Source organism: Tenacibaculum halocynthiae, from assembly GCF_964512825.1.
Lineage (GTDB): Bacteria > Bacteroidota > Bacteroidia > Flavobacteriales > Flavobacteriaceae > Polaribacter > Polaribacter halocynthiae.
This window is the reverse complement of the sequence record NZ_CAZELG010000021.1, coordinates 330,153-349,555: the sequence shown is the minus strand read 5'-3', so window position 1 is coordinate 349,555 and position 19,403 is coordinate 330,153. Positions and strand designations below refer to the sequence as shown.

18 protein-coding genes are annotated in these 19,403 nt (G+C 30.0%); 7 read left to right on the top strand and 11 right to left on the bottom strand.

From position 1 onward, the window contains the following. Positions 1-25 precede the first annotated feature (25 nt). The 5 genes from ACKTTQ_RS08540 to rlmD all read right to left on the bottom strand — a co-directional run bounded on the left by ACKTTQ_RS08540 (position 26) and on the right by rlmD (position 3,995). The gene (locus ACKTTQ_RS08540; protein WP_093871650.1) at positions 26-349 is read right to left on the bottom strand and encodes a translation initiation factor; all 324 of its coding nucleotides are present in this window, start codon (positions 347-349) and stop codon (positions 26-28) included. A gap of 2 nt (positions 350-351) precedes the next feature. After that, positions 352-1,299, bottom strand: a complete 948-nt coding sequence (locus ACKTTQ_RS08535) for an isopenicillin N synthase family dioxygenase (protein WP_408048955.1) — start codon at positions 1,297-1,299, stop codon at positions 352-354. Between the two features lie 61 nt (positions 1,300-1,360). Further along, positions 1,361-2,071: a DUF6048 family protein gene (locus ACKTTQ_RS08530; RefSeq protein WP_408048954.1), complete on the bottom strand. Its 711-nt coding sequence runs from the start codon at positions 2,069-2,071 to the stop codon at positions 1,361-1,363. Continuing rightward, positions 2,052-2,537, bottom strand: a complete 486-nt coding sequence (locus tag ACKTTQ_RS08525; RefSeq protein ID WP_093871647.1) for a DUF6452 family protein — start codon at positions 2,535-2,537, stop codon at positions 2,052-2,054. Before ACKTTQ_RS08525 ends, ACKTTQ_RS08530 begins: the two co-directional genes overlap by 20 nt. A 6-nt stretch (positions 2,538-2,543) precedes the next feature. Next, complete coding sequence (rlmD, locus tag ACKTTQ_RS08520) at positions 2,544-3,995, bottom strand: 23S rRNA (uracil(1939)-C(5))-methyltransferase RlmD (protein WP_408049030.1); 1,452 nt, start codon at positions 3,993-3,995, stop codon at positions 2,544-2,546. 133 nt (positions 3,996-4,128) lie between these two features. On the opposite strand from rlmD, the gene ACKTTQ_RS08515 reads away from it, so the two are divergent. The 4 genes from ACKTTQ_RS08515 to ACKTTQ_RS08500 all read left to right on the top strand — a co-directional run bounded on the left by ACKTTQ_RS08515 (position 4,129) and on the right by ACKTTQ_RS08500 (position 7,730). Beyond that, positions 4,129-4,689, top strand: coding sequence for an RNA polymerase sigma factor (locus tag ACKTTQ_RS08515; RefSeq protein WP_408048953.1), 561 nt, complete (start codon positions 4,129-4,131; stop codon positions 4,687-4,689). Continuing rightward, positions 4,682-5,065, top strand: a complete 384-nt coding sequence (locus tag ACKTTQ_RS08510) for a DUF6768 family protein (RefSeq protein WP_369813928.1) — start codon at positions 4,682-4,684, stop codon at positions 5,063-5,065. Before ACKTTQ_RS08515 ends, ACKTTQ_RS08510 begins: the two co-directional genes overlap by 8 nt. A 229-nt stretch (positions 5,066-5,294) precedes the next feature. Next, positions 5,295-6,794, top strand: a complete 1,500-nt coding sequence (locus ACKTTQ_RS08505; protein WP_408048952.1) for a hypothetical protein — start codon at positions 5,295-5,297, stop codon at positions 6,792-6,794. Positions 6,795-7,076: 282 nt separating this feature from the next. Continuing rightward, positions 7,077-7,730, top strand: a complete 654-nt coding sequence (locus ACKTTQ_RS08500) for a trypsin-like serine peptidase (RefSeq protein WP_408048951.1) — start codon at positions 7,077-7,079, stop codon at positions 7,728-7,730. 41 nt (positions 7,731-7,771) lie between these two features. Here ACKTTQ_RS08500 and ACKTTQ_RS08495 read toward each other — a convergent pair whose 3' ends face one another. The 4 genes from ACKTTQ_RS08495 to fumC all read right to left on the bottom strand — a co-directional run bounded on the left by ACKTTQ_RS08495 (position 7,772) and on the right by fumC (position 14,387). Beyond that, on the bottom strand, positions 7,772-8,893 hold the full coding sequence (locus ACKTTQ_RS08495; protein ID WP_408048950.1) for an NAD(P)/FAD-dependent oxidoreductase: 1,122 nt from the start codon (positions 8,891-8,893) through the stop codon (positions 7,772-7,774). Positions 8,894-8,991: 98 nt separating this feature from the next. Next, positions 8,992-12,180 (bottom strand): LodA/GoxA family CTQ-dependent oxidase, encoded by a 3,189-nt coding sequence (locus ACKTTQ_RS08490; RefSeq protein WP_408048949.1) that lies wholly within the window; start codon positions 12,178-12,180, stop codon positions 8,992-8,994. Between the two features lie 250 nt (positions 12,181-12,430). After that, positions 12,431-12,904 (bottom strand): nucleoside deaminase, encoded by a 474-nt coding sequence (locus ACKTTQ_RS08485; protein ID WP_408048948.1) that lies wholly within the window; start codon positions 12,902-12,904, stop codon positions 12,431-12,433. An 85-nt stretch (positions 12,905-12,989) separates the two neighbouring features. Continuing rightward, a complete protein-coding gene (gene fumC / locus ACKTTQ_RS08480) occupies positions 12,990-14,387 on the bottom strand; it encodes a class II fumarate hydratase (RefSeq protein ID WP_093871640.1) in 1,398 nt (465 codons plus the stop codon). 149 nt (positions 14,388-14,536) lie between these two features. Here fumC and ACKTTQ_RS08475 point away from each other — a divergent pair, with 149 nt between their 5' ends. Continuing rightward, on the top strand, positions 14,537-14,710 hold the full coding sequence (locus ACKTTQ_RS08475) for a hypothetical protein (RefSeq protein ID WP_176974425.1): 174 nt from the start codon (positions 14,537-14,539) through the stop codon (positions 14,708-14,710). A 95-nt stretch (positions 14,711-14,805) separates the two neighbouring features. Here the strand turns inward: ACKTTQ_RS08475 and ACKTTQ_RS08470 are convergent, their stop codons facing one another. Both ACKTTQ_RS08470 and ACKTTQ_RS08465 read right to left on the bottom strand, forming a co-directional pair. Then, positions 14,806-15,261: a helix-turn-helix domain-containing protein gene (locus ACKTTQ_RS08470; RefSeq protein WP_408048947.1), complete on the bottom strand. Its 456-nt coding sequence runs from the start codon at positions 15,259-15,261 to the stop codon at positions 14,806-14,808. Between the two features lie 207 nt (positions 15,262-15,468). Further along, positions 15,469-17,943: a TonB-dependent receptor domain-containing protein gene (locus tag ACKTTQ_RS08465; protein WP_408048946.1), complete on the bottom strand. Its 2,475-nt coding sequence runs from the start codon at positions 17,941-17,943 to the stop codon at positions 15,469-15,471. Between the two features lie 532 nt (positions 17,944-18,475). Here ACKTTQ_RS08465 and ACKTTQ_RS08460 point away from each other — a divergent pair. Together ACKTTQ_RS08460 and ACKTTQ_RS08455 are read left to right on the top strand one after the other, a co-directional pair. Further along, positions 18,476-18,739: a hypothetical protein gene (locus ACKTTQ_RS08460; protein WP_408048945.1), complete on the top strand. Its 264-nt coding sequence runs from the start codon at positions 18,476-18,478 to the stop codon at positions 18,737-18,739. 60 nt (positions 18,740-18,799) lie between these two features. After that, complete coding sequence (locus tag ACKTTQ_RS08455; protein WP_113787372.1) at positions 18,800-19,159, top strand: hypothetical protein; 360 nt, start codon at positions 18,800-18,802, stop codon at positions 19,157-19,159. Positions 19,160-19,403 lie beyond the last annotated feature (244 nt).

Here is a 19,403-nt window from a genome sequence, read left to right as displayed (position 1 = left end):
AAACTTTTTTTCTCAGCATTTTTGTTTAACCTCCAACTCTTTTTACTTTAAAGCCTTTGGCTTTTAAAATTTCCATTATTTCATTCCTGTAATCTCCTTGGATTATTATTTTATCATCCTTATAACTACCACCAACACTTAGTTTAGTTTTAATTTCTTTAGCTAGTTTTTTAAAGTCGCTTGTAGCTCCATTATAACCATCTAAAATAGTAATAGGTTTACCTTTACGTTTTTCATATTTACAAAGTATGGGTTCTTCTTGTAGCCAAACATCAGGTTTTTCTTCAACAGGTTTTTCCTCAAATTTATGATCAGGAAACAGGTTTTTAAGTTGATCTTGTATATCCATTATTACTTTATTAATCCTAACTCACGCAAACGTTCGTTTAAAAAATCACCAGCAGTAATATCTTCAAATTGTTTTGGATTGTTATCATCAATACAGTTATCTAATACATCTAGTTTCATCTCTGAAATAGGATGCATAAAAAATGGTATCGAATAACGAGAAGTACCCCACATTTCTTTTGGAGGATTTACAACACGGTGAATGGTTGATTTTAATTTATTATTACTATGTCGAGATAACATGTCACCAACATTAATCATTAATTCATTTGGTTCTGCAATAGCGTCAATCCATTCTCCTTTGTGATTTTGTACTTGTAAGCCTTTACCATGAGATCCCATTAATAATGTAATTAAATTAATGTCACCATGAGCAGCAGCTCTAACAGCTCCTTTTGGCTCTTCTTGGATAGGAGGGTAGTGTATTGGACGTAAAATACTGTTCCCGTTTTTGATATATTGATCAAAATACGTTTCTTCAAGTCCTAAATGTAAAGCTAATGAACGAAGTACATATTTAGCTGTTTTTTCAAGCATTTGATATGTTTTTTTTCCTACTTCATTAAAGTTAGGAAGCTCTTCTACATTAACATTTTCAGGATATTCTTTTTCTAATTTTGGATTGTCTTCAACATATTGACCAAAATGCCAAAACTCTTTTAAATCACCTTCTTTTTTTCCTTTAGCAGATTCTTTTCCAAAAGAAACATAGCCTCTTTGACCTCCAATTCCAGGTACTTCGTATTTTTGTTTTGTTGCTACTGGTAGTTCAAAGAAGTTTTTAATTTCTGTATATAAACCTTCTACTAGTTTGTCATTTAAAAAGTGTCCTTTTAAGGCTACAAAACCAATATTTTCATAAGCGTGTCCTATTTCATCAATAAACTTTTGTTTACGAGTTTCATCGTTAGATAAAAAGTCTTCTAAATTTACGCTAGGGATTTTATTCATTGTTAATAAGTTTAACTTTTTTACTTTGTAAAGGTAGTAAAATCAAGCGTATGCTAATAAATTACTTATTAACAAAAGGTATTAAGTAAGAAATTGTATAGTTAAAACCAAAACCTGTATTATTTTCAAAAACTCTATTGAAACCAGGAGCATATAATGTTTTGAAATTCTTTTGATCATCAATGCTAAGTAAAATTTTATAAGAAAAACCTGCACTAAAAAATAAATTTTTAAAAGTTTCTACTTTTATTCCTAACTGAATTTCTGCCCAATGCGCTGTTAAACCAGTATCAGTTACTGGAGTGTTTATTGTATTTGCAGGAAAATATGGAGTAGTTGAACCATTAGTAACATTTGGGGTGTAACTATTTAAAGTTTGATCAAATAAAGCAAATCCGTATCTAGCTCCAATATAAATTTCATTATTCATATCCAGCCAATTTTGATAAGCATTATAATTTGCGCCAATTTTTATATAGCTTCCTTTAGAGGTAGAGTTTGTAAAATCTTCAAAACTAATTTCTTTTTCATACCCTAATTCTGTAGCAACATACCATTTTTTTGTAATTCTATAATCACCAACAAGTTCTAATCCGCTATAGCTTTTATCAACGAAAGAGAGTGTTGGTTTGCTTAGATCTACACCAATACGTAATCCATACCCAGTTTTGTACGTTATAGTATCTTTTTTTACTGTTTTTTTTTGTTTTTTTTGAGAGTAGGTATTCGTAAAAACAAAAACTAAACAAAAACTAATGAAATACTTGTACATGTGCTTTAATTTGATTGTTTATAATAGAAACATCTTTAGTAGATAAACTATTTATCCAAGAAGGTGTTGAGCTCGTTAAAGTAATATCTTTAAAAATAAATCGATAACCACATGAACGAGAAATGTATTCTTCTTCTGTAGTATAATTAATAGTTAAAGTAGCTATTTTATTGTTTGTTTTTATATTATCTACATCATTCATTTTTAAAGTATATACCGTTTTGGTATCTAGTCCATTTAAAGGAATAGCAATAGAATCAGTATTTCTGTCTACAAAAAGACTATCGGTTTTTCCAACAGCAATTATAGAAAAACGTTCTACACTTTTTTTCTTTGTAACATCATCTTTATCATGAAAACGTAATATTAAACTAGGCGTTACAGGATTTTGAGTACAGAAATCATCTTTTTCACAAGAAGAAAGTCCCATAAAACTTATAATTATAATGTAGATGTATTTTTTCATTTAAATTTATTTTTCAAATAAAACAACAGTTTCTATATGTGCTGTGTGTGGAAACTGATCTACCAAACTAATTTTTTTAAGCTGGTATCCAGCTTTCATTAGTTCTTCAGTATCACGAGCTTGTGTTGCTGGGTTACAAGATACATAAACCATTCTTTCTGCATTTAAATTTATGATTTTTTTAAGTGTTTTTGGTGCAATTCCAGCACGTGCAGGATCTAAAATAATGGTTCTTATTTTATTTTTATATTGAGGATGTTCGTATAAGAATTTACCAACATCAGCAGCATAAAACTGTAGGCCTTCTATGTTATTTCTTTTAGCATTCTTTTTAGCATCTTCAATTGCAGAAGCTATAATATCAACTCCTACAATTTTTGCATTTTTAGAATTTGAAGCTATAATTTGTCCTATGGTACCTGTACCACAAAATAAATCCATAACCACAGTATTGTCAATAGCTTCTTTGTTTTCTAAAGCATAATCAACTACTTTAGTATATAATTTTTCAGCAGATTTTGGATTTGTTTGAAAAAAGCTTTTCATGCTGATTTCAAAATTTAATCCAAGTAACTCTTCTACTATTTTCTCTTTTCCATATACCAAGTCAATACTTCCAGAAGTGGCAATTGTTCTATCTCCAACTTCATCATTTATTGTATGTAATAATCCAGCTAAACGTTCTCCGAAAATATCTTTTAAAAATTGAGCGAATTTTTGCAAATCAAATTTGGGTAAATCGTAAGATGTAGTAACTAAGTTAAATAGCAATTCATCAGTTTTGTATGATTTGCGAACTACAAAGTATCTGAAAAAACCTTCTTTTTTTGGGCCATGCCAAGGAGCTAAATTAGTTTCTTGGCAATATTCTCTAATACTTTTTAGATTGTCTTCAACCAGTTTATCGAATAAGCCAGAATCTTTGTCTAAATTATCACCCATCCACCAAGTACCGCGACGTTTAAAACCTAATGTAAATTCATCTATATCAGTTTTGTTTTTTCGATCATAACCAATTGCCGAAAAACCATATTCCATTTTGTTACGGTAATGAAATACGTTTGGAGAAGCTATAAATTCATCAAATAAATCTTCTATGTTAGAAACTTTACCAATACGTTTAAAAAGAGATAGTGTACTTTCTTTTTTGTACTGGTGTTGTAAATTTATAGGTAATTGAATGTAAGGAGCCCCAGGAATATCTTGATATGGAACTTCTATTTCATTATCTGAAGGTTTTAAAACTTCAATTAACTTACATTCCGCATAGTTTTTTTTAGATTTCACAACACGTGCTTTTACCAATTGACCAGGCAAGGTATTAGGAATAAAGACTACAAAAACTCCTTCATCAGAACGAATTCGACCAATTCCTTTTCCTCCAAAAGCATAATCTTCAATTAATATTTCTAAATCCTGATTTTTTTTAACAAATTTATTTCGTTCTCTACGTGGCATTGTAAATATTTTATGGTTTGCAAAATTAGGAAAAGATATTGTTTGAAGTACTTTAAACATAAACATTAATTATTATTTTTAAAATTAAATTGAACCTTTTAACTTTTTGGGCGTCTATGTATTGTAATCGATTATGAAAAATAATAATAATTCATCAGATAAAGAATTAGTGTTGGCCTATAAATTAGGAAAGAAAGAAGCATTTTCTTTTTTGGTCAAAAAATGGCATTTACAATTTTGTAAACTAGCTTTTTGGTATGTTAAAGATGCTGATGTAGCAAAAGATATAGCTCAAGAAAGTTGGAAGGTGATTTTAAAGAAAATAGAAAATTTAGAGGAACCAGATAAGTTTAAAAGCTGGGCTATTAGTATTGTAAAAAGAAAAGCTATAGATTATTTACGTTTAAATAAAAAAAGAAAATTAAAATTAGAGAAATATTATAAAGATAATACGGTAAATATTTGTACTGAGGGACCTGAAAATAAAGAATCTATTTATAAGAAAAGATTAAGAGAAGGGATTCAAAAGTTACCCGAAAATCAAAAAATAGTGATACAACTCTTTTACACACAAAATTATTCTTTAAATGAAATTAGCGAATTAATAAATATCTCTGTAGGAACTGCTAAATCTAGATTGTTTCATGCAAGAGAGAAATTAAAAACAATTTTAAAACATATAAATTATGAATAATATAGAAGATATAGATAAATTAATAAAGGAAACATTATCAGAAGAAGAAGCTAAATTTTATGAAGAGTTAGAGGAACAAAATATGTTTCAAATGGTGGGAGGGCTTTTTCAAGGAAAAAATAAATGGATTATGTATTTAATGAACATTATGACTCTTGTGTTTTTTGGGTTGTTTGTGTATTGTACTATTCATTTTTTTGAATCAGAAGAAACAAAAGAGTTAATAAAATGGGCGTTAGGTTCAGTTGTGTTCTTATTAGGAGTTAGCATGTTGAAAATTTTTGCATGGTTACAAATGGATAAAAATGCGGTATTAAGAGAAATAAAAAGATTGGAATTACAGGTGTCATCATTATCAGGAAAACTAGATCAATGAAATATTTTTTATATGAATAATTAAAATCGATTTTATAAAGTTATGTAATACTAAGAGAGTTGCTTATGATACTATGTAAGCAACTTTTTTACTTTCAAAAGGTAACTATTTATACACTTGATATTAAAATAACTCTTTTTATAACTGTAATTTAGGGTTTCATGACATTTTTTTAATAAAAGGTTGTTAAAATTTAGAACTTTGTTTAACAATCAAAAACTAATCAATCATGAAATTATCATTTAAACTAGCTTTAGGAACTATGCTCATTTTGAGCTTGGTGTTTTTAAACTCTTGTAAAAAGAAAGAAAAAGAACAAATAAAAGTAAAAACTGAAGTAGCTTATAATAAGTTAGAAATAGAAAGCTTGTGTGAAAGCAATTGGTTTCCACATTCTCAAACACCTGCTCCAGAAGAGGGAATAGGCAGTCCGTTTGATACAATAAGTACTACAAATGCTATTTTTCATCAATGGTCATGGCAAAAGTTTTTATGGGTAACAAAACCTGAATATCAAATAGAGAAATTGCTAGTAAAATTAGATGGAAAGGAAGTTCCATTGTATGTTGGAGATACTTTACCATTATTTTTAAACCCAAAAAAAATGTATCAAGTAGATTCTCACTTGGGAAGTGTAACACCAGTGCCTGGAGCATCTGTGGTTTTAGAAGATACTGCACAAGCTGGTTCATCAGGAATTTTAAGAACAAATCCAGCATATAATAATGCACATAACAAAGAAGAGACAGTTTTTTATTCAATTCATGTTTCACCAACATTAAAAAACGCAGCTGAAAAATTTAAAGACTCTATTTTAAATGGAACATTAGCTAAAGATAATTTATCATCTTTTCCAGTTGGATCATTAGAGTTAAAAGTTTCTTGGACTTCTATTGATGCAATTCCTGTAAATAAACGTGCTAATTATTTTACAACGGTTGGAGCTGTAGATGATGGAAAAGGGAATTTTACCAATAAAGAAGTGGCTTTATTAGGAATGCATGTTGTTGGAGTAGTAGAAAACCATCCTGAATTTATTTGGGCAACTTTTGAGAATTATGATTTAGCACCAAATTATAATTGGAAAGAAGATAAAGCAAGTTCATCTTCAGATAAGTTATTATTTGCTAAAGGTAGTACCACAGGAATTAATGGTATTTATTGGGATACGATTAAAAAACAAGCATCAACATTATATAAAGTATACGATATTTTTAAGTTTGGTGTACCTAGAGATTCTACAGGAGGATTTATGAAAACAAGTCAAGAAGAGCCTGTAAATTTCGAAAACATAGTAAATATTAACAATTGTGTAAAAAAGAATTTAAAAGATGTATGGGCAAATTATTTTTATAACGGTTCTATTTGGGTTGATACTGATGGATTATCATCAAAACAACAAGCTGAATTATTAGTGAAGTTAAAATATAGTGTAGGAAGCGGGACACCTGGATCAGTAGCGAGAGGTTCTTTAAATTGTGCAAATGTTACAATGGAAACTTACACACAAACTTTTAAAAGTAGTTTAAAAGATGTTAATGTAAACACATTAGCTAATTGCTTTAGCTGTCATAATGCTGTAAGTTATACTAGTGATACTTCACCAATTTATATGAGTCACCTGTTCGATTCATTTATAAAAAGAGCAGAAGGAAAAACATCTGATGAAGTTGAAATGCTAAAAGCGAAACAGGAAGTAAAAGAGTTTATAGAGAATAGATTGAAGTAAAGTTTTTAAGATTGACTTTACAAAACCTCCCCAACTAAATACATGGTTGAGGAGGTTTGTTTTTTGTTATAATGTTTAAAGTTACTGGCTTTTGAAATATCGCTAGTACTAAGTATTTAAAAGTAAATAATAATAAATAAATTGTATTGTAAATTTTTATAATAGAGTAAACAGATGAAGGTAAATTTTTATTTATTGGTATTTATAGTGTTTTGTATAAATACACGTATAACAGCTCAAAATTGTATTTGTACTGGTGAAGAGGAGTGAAAAGGAAATAGAGTGATATTGGATAGTAATGTAAAAAAAACAGATCCTTATAACTCAATTATAAAGTTTACTGTTAAGAGATGGTATCATTTTTTTCATGACGGATTTAGTGGAACAGGTTCTTTTATTAAAGAAAATATCATTGTAACAGCTAAACATAATATCATTAATAAAGGTATTACTAAAATATCTTATAGTATAGGAGGAGAAAATATTGTTTTAAAGAAAAAAGATTTTAAGTTTTTTTTATATAAAGAAAAAAATAAGGGAGTTGAAAATGATATTGCAATTATTAAAATTACAAACCCTAATAAATATGTTAGGAATGTAACTTTTTTTAAGTATTTAAATAATTACGAATTAAATAATAAAAGGTTACACTTAACAGGATTCCCATGTGATTCTAAAGGAGAATTAATAGAGAAAAATGCATTGTATTCTACTATAAAAATTAATGATAGAAATACAATTATTGGGTATCCAATGTATACTTGTCAAGGAGATAGCGGAGCTCCTTTATGGTATAAAGATGAAGATGGATATTTTGTTATTGGAGTTCATCATGGAGGAAATGAAAACATTATTGGTTTTGTTGAACAAAAGTTAAATGTCGCAGCTTTTTTTAATAAAAATGTAATCTCATGGCTAAATAAACATTCTAATTAAACTTTCTTTTTTTAAAGGCCTAGTTTTAATTTAATAAAAGGTTAGGAGTTTCTCCTTTTCCAAAAAGTACTTTCTTTCCATCTTGCTTCTGCTTTATAAAATAAATTTTTATGCTTTAAATAGTGACTCCACACATGCTCTATTTGATTTGAATAAGTATTGTTGAAGTTTTCCATTTTAGCTAAGCTAAAATCATTAATAATATTAAAATTTGTTAGTAGGTCCTTAACTTGCATAGCATTAGCCGTTGCATTAAACATACCTTGAGAAGATAAAGGGTCAAAGCTAATAGCTGCATCTCCTAAAGCAATCCATTGTTTACCAGCAACCTGTTCTAAACGTGTTGAATTAGCACTAACAGTTCCATGAAAAGTAATATCTTTTTTATTTTTAGGTATTAACGAACTCATTATTTGATTCGTTTTAAGAAGTGCTAAAAAAGATTCAGAATTTTTAAGTATCGCTTTATCTATGATATCTGAATCAGTTTGAAAAGAAATAATTCTGGTATTATTAGGTAAAACTGCACTATACCACCAACCTTGTTGTTCAGCAATAATAGTACTCATAGTGTTTATATTGGTATTAGGCATACTTATCCAACATGAAATTAATTTATCATATTGAATTCGTTTAATTCCTATACTTTTTGCAAAGTGAGATTGTCTTCCTGTAGCATCTATAACAAAACTTGCTTCAATAACATGAGTAGTTCTGTTTTTTAAATTATCAGATTTACCGGTTACTCTCCATATATTTTCTTCGTAAACGCTATTAAAAAGACGTATTCCCCATAAACAAAGAACACCTCTGTCTAATGCTTTTTTTCTGAGGTATGTTTCAAATTTTGCCCTATCTAAGCTTTTAGAAAACCCATCAGGATTTTTAAGATGATCTACAATATGAAGTTGATTGCTTCCCCAGTATGATTGCATACCAAGGTTATTACTAAATAATGTTTGTTTAAATTCATCTGATTCATTTTCTAAAAGATCTAGTTTCTTTAAAATTCTTTGGGCAGCAGGAGCTAATGATTCACCAATTCGATCAGAAGGAGTTATTTGTTTGTCTATTAAAGTAACATTATAATCCTTAGCTAAGGAGATTGCAGCAATGCAACCCGCAATACCTCCGCCAATAATAAGTATATCTGTTTTTCTCACAAAGTGAGTGTTAAAAGAGTTAATATTTAATTTACTTTTAAACACAACCTTGTAATACTTTTACAAGATTGTGTTTATTGAATAATTATAAAAGTAATTTATTTAGGAGTATATCTTGAAAAACGTGTCATTTTTTCAGGAATACCTACTTCTACTTTTTTAGAAACTTCTTGCTGATGTGAGTCTGATTGTTTCATTGTATGTAATTTAGAAGCAATAAGATTAATGGTGTTAGTAACGTTTGAAGATGGAGTAAAATCTTTTGTTAATTCATCTTCTACTAACGTTAGTAATTCACCTTTAGCTCCTTCTAATAAGAATTGTTCGTTTAAAAGGTTGTCATGAGAAAGTTTATCTACTGCTGCGTTTAGTATATTTTTAGTAGCATCATTTAAAGTATGACTACTATTTAAAATAGTATCTAAATCTGCTAGAGTAGCTTTTAATAATGTAGCTTCTTGCTCAGGAGTAGGTGTAATTCCAACTTGCATTTCTTTAGGGAAATTAGGATCATGAGTTACTCCAGGACGTTTTTGAACAACTGCTAGTTTATCAAAATATTTAACCATACTGTTAATTTGATTCGTATAGGTTGGAGATGCACCATCTAAAGGAAGATTATCTAGCCATTCAGTACGGTAATTAAAAGCTTGGATACGAGTTTCTTCAGATAGATTAGTGTCAACAGCTTCTTCATAACGTTCTTCATTTAAAATATTATTAGGAACTCTAGCAGGCCAAAATGTTGGTAAATATGGGTCATATTCACTGGTATAACCATCTCTACAACTTGCAGTATCAGTTTGCCAAGGAATAGCCATCCAACGAGTAATACTACCAGCTACTTGTCCCCCTAAAATAGGTCCTTTAGCTAAAGGGAGTACTTCATTATTCATGATAGGTCCATAATACATAGTATTAACTGGAGGTGTTTTTGGAGCGTGTTTAATTCGGAAAGGAGCCATGTACATTCCTGAAGAACGCATAGGCCAGGTCATTTCACATCCAGGATGAAAAGCATCAGCTAAACAAAACTCCATTGCAGCTTTGGTAAGCATATCTGGTTGTTCAGTTATAGGTAAGTCATCTATTGATTGAGCTTTTGGTGTGTGTGGGCATCCTGTCATATCTATATAATCGGCATCAAAATCTCCTTTAACCCATTGGTCTAAAAACTCTAACTGTAAATTTGATAATGTGGCATGTTGACGAACAGAACCTGTTGACGGAATACTAATAGCATCACCATATAACCAAGGCCATAATTGAGGTGCTTCAGCACCTGTAACATCAAATCGACGGAAATTATTTGAAATTGTTCTACGCATTTCCATATATGCAGAAGATGGGTTTCCTAATCGTTTAATCCATTCGTTAGTGGTGTAGTTAAATTGTCCTCCAAATCCAAAAGCACCGGCAAAACCTGCATTTACCCATTGTAAATCAGTCATACGTTGAAAAATAGGTAAAATATCTTTAGTGAAAGACGGTCTTGTAGGACGAACTAACATTTTAGATTTTACAGCTACATCACGCATTAAATCCCACATAGTACGTACTGACTTTTGCATCGGTGCATAATCAGGTGGTGCACAAATAACCCAAGCAGGATCTACTATAAGCTTGTTTCCATTATATTCAACTTCGGCAGTAACAGGTCCGTCAGAAATGTCATCATACCAACCTTCATTATTAGCAAAAGTAATAGCAATATCTCCATTTATATTTTCTGATTTCCCATGTCCACCTAGCATAATTAAACGACCTTTTTCATCGGTATGCATTTCCCCTAAATACACTTTTTTAGATAAAAATTCTCCTTCAAAAAAAGGACCATCCTTAATGTTTGTTCCAGAAATAGATTTAGCCCCACCATCTATTAATAAAGAGTTTCTGTCCTTTACATCTATGTTACGTAATAAAGAAGGAGGACTATCTGCAGCTTCTGGAATATCTAAAGCAATGTTGAATTGATACCATGAAGATTTTTGATTTGATAAATGACTATGCCATGTAATGTTAGAGTTTTCTGCAGTTAATTCTTTTACAGCTTTACCAGCTGCATTGAATCCATAAATTCTAAATTGAGCAGCTTGTCTTTTTAAAGCACCAGTTTTATCTCTATACGCATACGGATCGGTTTGTGGCTCAGGATTGTCAACTAAAGGCCCAAGAAAGTATTCATCTTTGCTATTTCCAACTCTCATAACTCCAATAGGAGGATAGATACCTGCTTTTACAATGCAGTCACTGTTTTCATCAGTATTTCCTTCAAAATTTGGATTGATGCTTTTTGGTTCGTGTAATTGCTGTCCGTTCGCTTGGTGTCTTGCTTCAGCACTTGCAGCATATACTACTTTTCTTGCTTGTGCAATAGAACCTAATGGTTCATGTTGTGGTAACGTTCTCCAAATATTAAACGCTAAATTACTTCCAAATTCAGCTTGACCAATACTTGAAACATCTTGCTGAGGTAAATGTAGTTTAGCAATACATATATATGGACTCTCTTCTGTACTCCAAACTACTTGCGCATCATCCAATGGCATAGTAGCGTCATTGGTTCTTAGTTGTATTTCAAAACGAAAAGTAGCTTCTTTTTTTACTAAACGTTGTTGCAGGTCTAAGCCTAAATAATTTGTATCATTAAAAGGGGTTCCTTTATAAGTATCATCAGGAACCAAACGATATTTTACAATTTGAGAGTCACCTAATTTAAAAGGGAGAATTGCCCAATAACTTGCGCTTAATACACTAGCTTCTTCTTTAGTCATGGCTTGTAAAATGCTAGCAAGTTCAGGGTGTTTTCCAATATAAGAGCTATAGTCACGATCAATAACACCAGCAGTAGTAAAACTGCACATTTGACTAGCATCACGAGCAAAAAATCGATCAATATTTTGAAAAATGAAATCAGCATTAGTTCCATCACCTAGTAATTTTGGTCCGTCAACACCAAATAATTTTAAACCTACCCCTAAGGTAGAATGTAAATCTGGAGATGTTGGTCCTGTGTCACTTGAAAAGCGAACGGCACATTCATAAGTATCTCCTGCAAATATTCCAACTTTAAATTTCTCGTCTATATTTTTATTTATTTCAAAACGACCATAGGCTATACCATGTTGCTTTCTGAAAACAGCTCTTTCAGCAGGTTTTTGACCGTTTTCAATTCTAGTTTTTTGTCCCATTTCTACAAACATCTCTTTAAGACGTTGTGTAACTAAGGTAATATCTCCATCGCAGTTCCAGCAAGAAGATGACTTTTCATTTAGAGGTTTTGTCATTGTTAGTTAGTTTATTACTTAGTGAAATTGTTAAATACCTTTAAAAATAGGGAATAAATGGCGTAGTTAATTTAAAAAAAATCATGAACGTTTTAATTTTGGGTATAGAAGAAAATGTAGTAAAACTATGTCTATTAAGAAATTTGTCAGAGTTGTGAAATAAGAAAAGACTAAGTAAAAAATACACATGATTTTTATAAATGAAAAACTCCACAACAAAATGTTGTGGAGTTTTTAGATAAAGCATAATTTAATATTCTGTTTTATCTTGCTTTTCAGTCCATTTTTCAAAAGGCTCTAGCGCTATTTCACGGCCTACTTGTTCAAACGGAATACTACGTTTTTCATAAGGTAAAGGAATTTCTTTGTAAATAAACTCATCATCAAAACCAATGTTTGCAGCATCTACTTGATTACTTCCATAAAAAACTTTTTCAGGCCTAGCCCAATAAATAGCACCTAAACACATAGGGCATGGTTCACAAGATGTATAAATAATACAGCTTTCTAGTTGAAAAGAGCTTAAATTTTTACATGCATTTCTAATAGCAGTAACTTCTGCATGAGCAGTAGGGTCATTTGTTGAGGTAACTTTATTATTACCACGACCTATAATTTCTCCGTCTTTTACAATAATACACCCAAATGGTCCTCCTTCGTTGTTTTGCATTCCTCTTAAAGCTGCTTTTACAGCTTCACTCATAAATTCTTCGTGTTTATTCATTTTTTGAAATTATTTAAATAGTAGAGATGAAAAAAGGTTGTAATTTATTTACAACCTTTTTAAACTTATATGTTTATTAAAAAGTTTATTTTAAACTTCCAGTCATGTCTTCAGGTTTTACCCATTCGTCATATTGTTCAGGGGTTACATATCCTAAACGAACAGCTTCTTCTTTTAAAGTAGTACCATTTTGATGTGCTGTATTAGCGATTTCAGCAGCTTTATAATACCCGATTTTTGTATTTAAAGCAGTAACTAACATTAATGAATTATTCACTAATTCAGTAATTCTAGAATGATTTGGTTCAATACCAGCAGCACAATTAACATCAAAAGAGACACAAGCATCTCCAATTAATTGAGCAGATTGTAATACGTTAGCAGCCATCATTGGTTTAAAAACATTTAATTCGTAATGACCTTGAGTTCCACCAACAGTAACGGCAACATCATTCCCCATAACTTGCGCACAAACCATAGTAATAGCTTCAGCTTGGGTTGGATTTACTTTTCCAGGCATAATAGAAGAACCAGGTTCATTAGCAGGAATAATTAATTCTCCAATACCTGAACGAGGTCCAGATGCCATTAAGCGAATATCATTTGCTATTTTGTTTAAAGAAACAGCTAATTGTTTTAAAGATCCGTGAGTTTCAACTAAAGCATCATGTGCAGCCAAAGCCTCAAACTTATTTTCAGCAGTAATAAAAGGAAGTTTGGTAAACTCAGCAATATATTTAGCTACTAATACATCGTATCCAGCAGGAGTATTTAAACCTGTACCTACAGCAGTTCCACCTAAAGCTAATTGAGCTAAATGTGCTAATGAGTTTTTTAATGCTTTTAAACCGAAGTTTAATTGAGCAACATACCCTGAAAACTCTTGTCCTAAGGTTAGGGGAGTAGCATCCATTAAGTGAGTACGGCCAATTTTTACAACATCTTTAAAAGCCTCTGATTTTGCTTGTAAAGTATCACGTAATTGCTCCACTCCAGGAATGGTAACTTCTACAATCTTTTTGTAAGCTGCGATATGCATTCCTGTAGGGAAAGTATCGTTAGATGATTGTGATTTATTTACATCGTCATTAGGTTGGATTGTTTTTTCTCCTTCACCAATTACTTTTCCTGCAATTTCATGCGCTCTATTTGCAACAACTTCATTCACATTCATGTTAGATTGTGTACCTGAACCTGTTTGCCAAATTACTAAAGGAAATTGATCGTCGTGTTTACCTTCTAAAATTTCATCACATACTTGTGCTATTAAATCTCTTTTTTCTTGAGCCAATACACCTAATTCACAGTTTGTAAAAGCTGCGGCTTTTTTTAAGTAAGCAAATCCGTATACCACTTCTAAAGGCATAGACGCAGCAGGACCGATTTTAAAATTATTACGAGAACGCTCGGTTTGAGCTCCCCAATATTTATCAGCAGGTACTTCTACCTGTCCCATAGTATCTTTTTCGATTCTGTATTTCATTTGTAAATGATTTTTAAAATGCTAAAAATTAATGATGACCAAAATTACAAATTCTAATAGATTTAGTAGTTGATTTTTATCAGATTTTATTGCTAGTAACGAAAAATAGTTATAATTTTGTAGCTCGTAACAATTTTAATAAAAAACAAATGTTAGATTTTTCAGAATTCTCAGGTTTAGTTTTATTTATGTTTATTTTTACAGCTGGATTTTGGTTGTTAATTTTCTTATTAACATTTGTAGTTCCTTATTGGATTGGTGGAACTATCTGGGAAAACATAAAATTAAAAAGAGAAGCTAAAAAAGCTGCTGAAGGTAAGTAGGTAGTTTTTACAAAATATAAAAAAAGCTCGTTCATCATGAACGAGCTTTTTTAATTGGTATAGATGGAATATTAGTATACAATTGAATTAAGCTTTTATTGGTTCTTATTAAACTTTTTACTAATTATTTTCTTTTTCCATTCTTCTTCAAAAAAATCAAAAGAATTAAGTGAGTATATTCCTAAAACAATTAACCAAGAAGCGAGTATCCATAAAAATAGAGGCCAATTGCTTGAATCATTAATTGCAATTATAAAAGGTAGAACTAAACTTAAAAGTGAAATAAAAAAAAGCTTATAAAAACCTTTTACTTTTTGAATGTATTCTTCTTCTAGTTTAATTTGTTCAATTTTTTTATTAGAATTAGTAATGTTAATTTCAAAAACAGCAGCTAATGACTTTATTGATTCTAACCCTGCATTTTCTCCGCTTTCAATTCGTTGAATTGTTCGTTTGCTTAAGCCACTCATTTCTGCTAGTTGATCTTGTGACCAATGGCGTTCTAACCGCATTTTTTTGATGTCTTTTAAATTGATAGCTTCGTACTCCATTGTTGTTTTGATTCTAAGATTAATTGTAATGCAAAGATAGCGAATGAGTATTTTTTTAAATGAAATACAGTAGACATGAGAGTGACAGTTTAGTGTTAGATGTAAGATATCTAATTTTTTAGTGGTTAAATGTTTTCAACTATTAAAAAAAACACGGGAAAAAATAGTTTCTCCGTGTTTCTTTTTAGTGTTAAAATTTAAAAGAAATTATCCTCCAAATTCTCCACCACCGCCATTATCGTTACCTCTTTGTGGACGTTCTCGTTTTTTCTTTTGATTAAAACGATACGTAAAACTTAAAGATATTTGACGTTCTCTCCATTGAAAGCTACCATCAATTATATTACTAGGATTGGCTCTGTCTCCATTATAGGTAGTTGTTTCTCTCTTACGAGTATTAAATAAATCACTTGCATTTAAAACTAAAGAAGCTTTTTCTTTAAAAATATCTTTACTAAATGATAGGTTGGCTACAAACATACCTTTTCTTTCACTTTGAGCAGTTTCTTGTGGACCACGGAACATGATACGTGTTTGCCATTGAATTTTTGCAGGTAATGTAATTCGAGCATTAAAACGTGTAAACCAACTGCTGTTATTAACTTCTTCTAAATTGGTTGTGATTTTACTTCCGTTTGGAGCTGTATATACATAAGAAAAGGCATCAGTTTTAAATTTGAAATAGTTAAAAGTAGCTGATAATTTTGCCCATTTAGCAGGAGAATAGTTAGTTGTTAGTTCAAAACCGTAGCGACTTTGGTCACTAAGGTTTACAGGTTGTCGAACAAAAACATTTGTAGGTGTACCATTAATAATTCGTTCCTCTATAATTGATACACCTTGCATTATATCTGTTGAGTATTGGTAATAAATAGAAGAGTTTAAAGTTAACTTTCTAATTTTTGTTGTGTATCCTAAATCGAAAGAGCTAGTAAAAGTAGGATTGATATCAGGGTTACCTCTAAATACATTTGTAGCAGAACTACGAGATTCAAAAGGATTTAAAAACCAATGACGAGGTCTTCGTAACCTTCTACTATATCCTAAGGTAAGGTTGTCAGAGTCATTTAATTCATAACCAAGGTTAACAGTAGGAAACCATTCTGTATAGTTTTTATCAGAAAACTGATTTGTTGTTAATACTTTTAAATCAATGTCTGTAATTTCTGTACGCAAACCTAATAGATAAGAGAATTTGTTAATTTTATTTCCGTACTGTGCGTAAAAGGCATATATATTTTGTTTAAAATCTATTGCATTTGAAGAGCTACTCTCAACAAAAGAGCCATCAGGTTGTCTTAGTCTAACTTTGAAGTCAGAATATAAATCTTGTAAAGTGGTTTTATGTCCAAGTTCAACTTGGCTATTTTCACCGATAGGTAATATATAGTCTATTTGAAAAAGCTTATCTTTTGATTCTGTAATTTGTGAATTTTGTTCAGATAAAACATCGTTGATTGTCACAGGAGAATCCTCTATTTCTTTGCTGTCTCCATACTGAAAATCCATAATTAGTTTTTTACCATTACCATCAAAGTTATTCGTGTAATTTATAGAAAATTGATTGTCTTTACCATCCTCATTTTCATTTTCAATTCTATTTTCTGTAGAAATCAAATCTCTATTAATATCAAAGTTTTTAGTAATATTAGTAGCAATATCTTCTCCTTTTGATTTTCTATAGAAATAAGTACCAGTTATTGAACTATTTTGAGATATGTAGTATTCAAGACCTAATGAACCATTGTAGTTGTTATTTTTTCGGTCAAAAACCCTGTCTTCATTCCTATAATCTTTAACAGTTCCGTCACTTTCAAAATTTGTAAAAAAACTTTGAGAATTACCAGGGCCTTTTCTGTATGAGTAACCTAAGTTTGAAAAGATGTTTAATTTTTTTGTTCTGAAATTTAAATTAGGAGATATTCTAAGCATATCAGGATTTCCTACTGTTAAGTTCACAGAACCATTAAAACCGGTTATTTTTCCTTTGCGTAAAATAATATTTAAAATACCTGCGGTTCCTTCAGCATCATATCTAGCGGAAGGAGATGTAATAACTTCTACTTTTTCAATAGCATCTGCAGGAAGATTACGTAAAGCATCTGTTCCATTTAAACCTACTAAAGCAGAAGGTTTACCATCTATTAAAATACGAACATTTTCATTTCCACGAAGGCTAACTGCTCCAGCTACATCAACATTTACAGATGGTACATTATCTAAAACATCACTAGCGTTACCACCTTTAACAGTCATGTCTTTTCCAACATTGTATATTTTTTTGTCTAAGCGTATTTCTACAGTAGATTTCTCTGCAATAATTTCAACTTCTTCTAAAGTTTCAGCATCTTCATTAAGTGTAATAGTACCTAAATTTACATTTTGAGTTAATTCTTTATTAGGAAGAGATTTAGTTTTAAAGCCAATAAATTCAATTTTTATAGCATACATTCCTTTAGGGATTTGAATATCAAAATTCCCTTTAACATCAGTTACACCACCGGTAACTCTTTTGTTTTTTATGTGTGTTAAAACAACTGTGGCATATTCTAATGGTTGCTTAGATTTTGTTTCTATAATTTTTCCTGTTAATCTTACTTTAGGAATATTTCGTTTTGTTTTAGGTTTTTGAGCATAAAGGGTGATACTTAAAAAAACTAAGAGTATTGTAATTTTTTTCATTGAATTAGTTTATAAAAACTTTAGACAACGAAGGTCTATAATGGTTTAATACACTTTAGTTAAAGCTTTGTTAAATAAGAAAAGATGTTAAACTATTTAATGAAGAGGTTTTTAAAGTTAGCGTGTTGTTTTAATGTAAAGAGATATTATTAAAAAACCATAGATTCTGTTATTTTTTATAATTAGTGGAATTTATGAGTAAGGTTTTAGCGATAAAACAATAATATTTAAGCTATTTTATATTAATTTGTAGAGTGTTTTTTTAATAAAATACTCATTTTTTGTAATCGATAGTAAATATAGGGTGGAGTAGAGGTGAAAGAATCATGAAAATAGCAATTTTTATTGAAGTTTTAATTATATATGTTAAAGGAAAATTTATAAAGTTTTGAATTTAGTTGGTTTTTTAAAAGAATATAATAACATCAGGCAGGGAATTTCCCTGAAGGATTGAATTAGAGAAAGTTTTGTTGATCCTCAAATTAATGAAATTATAAATTTTCTTGAAGCAGGAACATTTGTTCTTGGTTGGATGGGGTATTTTATCAATTTTGAAAATGATGAATTGATCTTTCCTGATTCGTATTATACTGATGGTGTTTTTATTTGCCCATCCTATTTACCATATTATCTCAAGAAATATCCAAATTTCAAACTTGAAGAAGGTTTCATAAGTCATCTTATAAGCGTAAACTACCAAAATAAAAAAGTAATTGGTAAAAGAGATGTTCTAATAATTGAAAATAAATTGTCAAAACTTTTAGAAGAATTGGACAACTCTAATTATTGTGATTAAGATGTTTGAAAACCGTTTATAGATAGTCTATTAAATAATAATTAGAAAAATAGTAGTTAAATGAATAGAGATCAAATAGCAACCTTAGTAGCTTTTTTATTTTTCATATTTACAGTATTGTATTTAACATATCGAGATAAAGAACTTGTAAATAATAAAGTAGAAGCTAAAGCAAAAATTATAGATTATTATAAAGCTGGTGGTAAATATTATTTAAAGTATTCTTTTAGGGTGAAAAATAAAAAATATGTAAGCGAATGCAACGTCTATTCTTTTAAGTGTGAAAATGGTGTTGATGGTTGTATAGGGGAAGAATTTAAAATTATATATTCAAGATTAGATCCTTCAAATAATGATATTAATTTGGGCAGGTATAATACTTATAAAAGAGGAAAAAGAATTTATGAATTAATTAATTAAAATAAAAATTAATTGAATTATATTCAATCCCTAGCTATCTCTTGTTTTCAAAATTAGTGGCGGTACTAATTAAGGGATAACAAATAGAAATTAAAAATAATATAAGCTACCTTAATTTAAGAATTAGGGTAGTTTTTTGTTTAAGAAGGAGTTTACTTTTTTAGAATGAGACAGTCTTAATTTCTACTAATAAATACTAGCGGTAGGTGAGAGTATTGTAATTTTTTTCATTGAATTAGTTTAT

Bases quoted from the DNA above. Each gene is read 5' to 3' on its own strand.
- ACKTTQ_RS08540 (WP_093871650.1), bottom strand. From the start codon at position 349: ATGGATATACAAGATCAACTTAAAAACCTGTTTCCTGATCATAAATTT.
- ACKTTQ_RS08535 (WP_408048955.1), bottom strand. From the start codon at position 1,299: ATGAATAAAATCCCTAGCGTAAATTTAGAAGACTTTTTATCTAACGAT.
- ACKTTQ_RS08530 (WP_408048954.1), bottom strand. From the start codon at position 2,071: ATGTACAAGTATTTCATTAGTTTTTGTTTAGTTTTTGTTTTTACGAAT.
- ACKTTQ_RS08525 (WP_093871647.1), bottom strand. From the start codon at position 2,537: ATGAAAAAATACATCTACATTATAATTATAAGTTTTATGGGACTTTCT.
- rlmD (WP_408049030.1), bottom strand. From the start codon at position 3,995: ATGCCACGTAGAGAACGAAATAAATTTGTTAAAAAAAATCAGGATTTA.
- ACKTTQ_RS08515 (WP_408048953.1), top strand. From the start codon at position 4,129: ATGAAAAATAATAATAATTCATCAGATAAAGAATTAGTGTTGGCCTAT.
- ACKTTQ_RS08510 (WP_369813928.1), top strand. From the start codon at position 4,682: ATGAATAATATAGAAGATATAGATAAATTAATAAAGGAAACATTATCA.
- ACKTTQ_RS08505 (WP_408048952.1), top strand. From the start codon at position 5,295: ATGAAATTATCATTTAAACTAGCTTTAGGAACTATGCTCATTTTGAGC.
- ACKTTQ_RS08490 (WP_408048949.1), bottom strand. From the start codon at position 12,180: ATGACAAAACCTCTAAATGAAAAGTCATCTTCTTGCTGGAACTGCGAT.
- ACKTTQ_RS08485 (WP_408048948.1), bottom strand. From the start codon at position 12,904: ATGAATAAACACGAAGAATTTATGAGTGAAGCTGTAAAAGCAGCTTTA.
- fumC (WP_093871640.1), bottom strand. From the start codon at position 14,387: ATGAAATACAGAATCGAAAAAGATACTATGGGACAGGTAGAAGTACCT.
- ACKTTQ_RS08475 (WP_176974425.1), top strand. From the start codon at position 14,537: ATGTTAGATTTTTCAGAATTCTCAGGTTTAGTTTTATTTATGTTTATT.
- ACKTTQ_RS08470 (WP_408048947.1), bottom strand. From the start codon at position 15,261: ATGGAGTACGAAGCTATCAATTTAAAAGACATCAAAAAAATGCGGTTA.
- ACKTTQ_RS08465 (WP_408048946.1), bottom strand. From the start codon at position 17,943: ATGAAAAAAATTACAATACTCTTAGTTTTTTTAAGTATCACCCTTTAT.
- ACKTTQ_RS08460 (WP_408048945.1), top strand. From the start codon at position 18,476: ATGGGGTATTTTATCAATTTTGAAAATGATGAATTGATCTTTCCTGAT.
- ACKTTQ_RS08455 (WP_113787372.1), top strand. From the start codon at position 18,800: ATGAATAGAGATCAAATAGCAACCTTAGTAGCTTTTTTATTTTTCATA.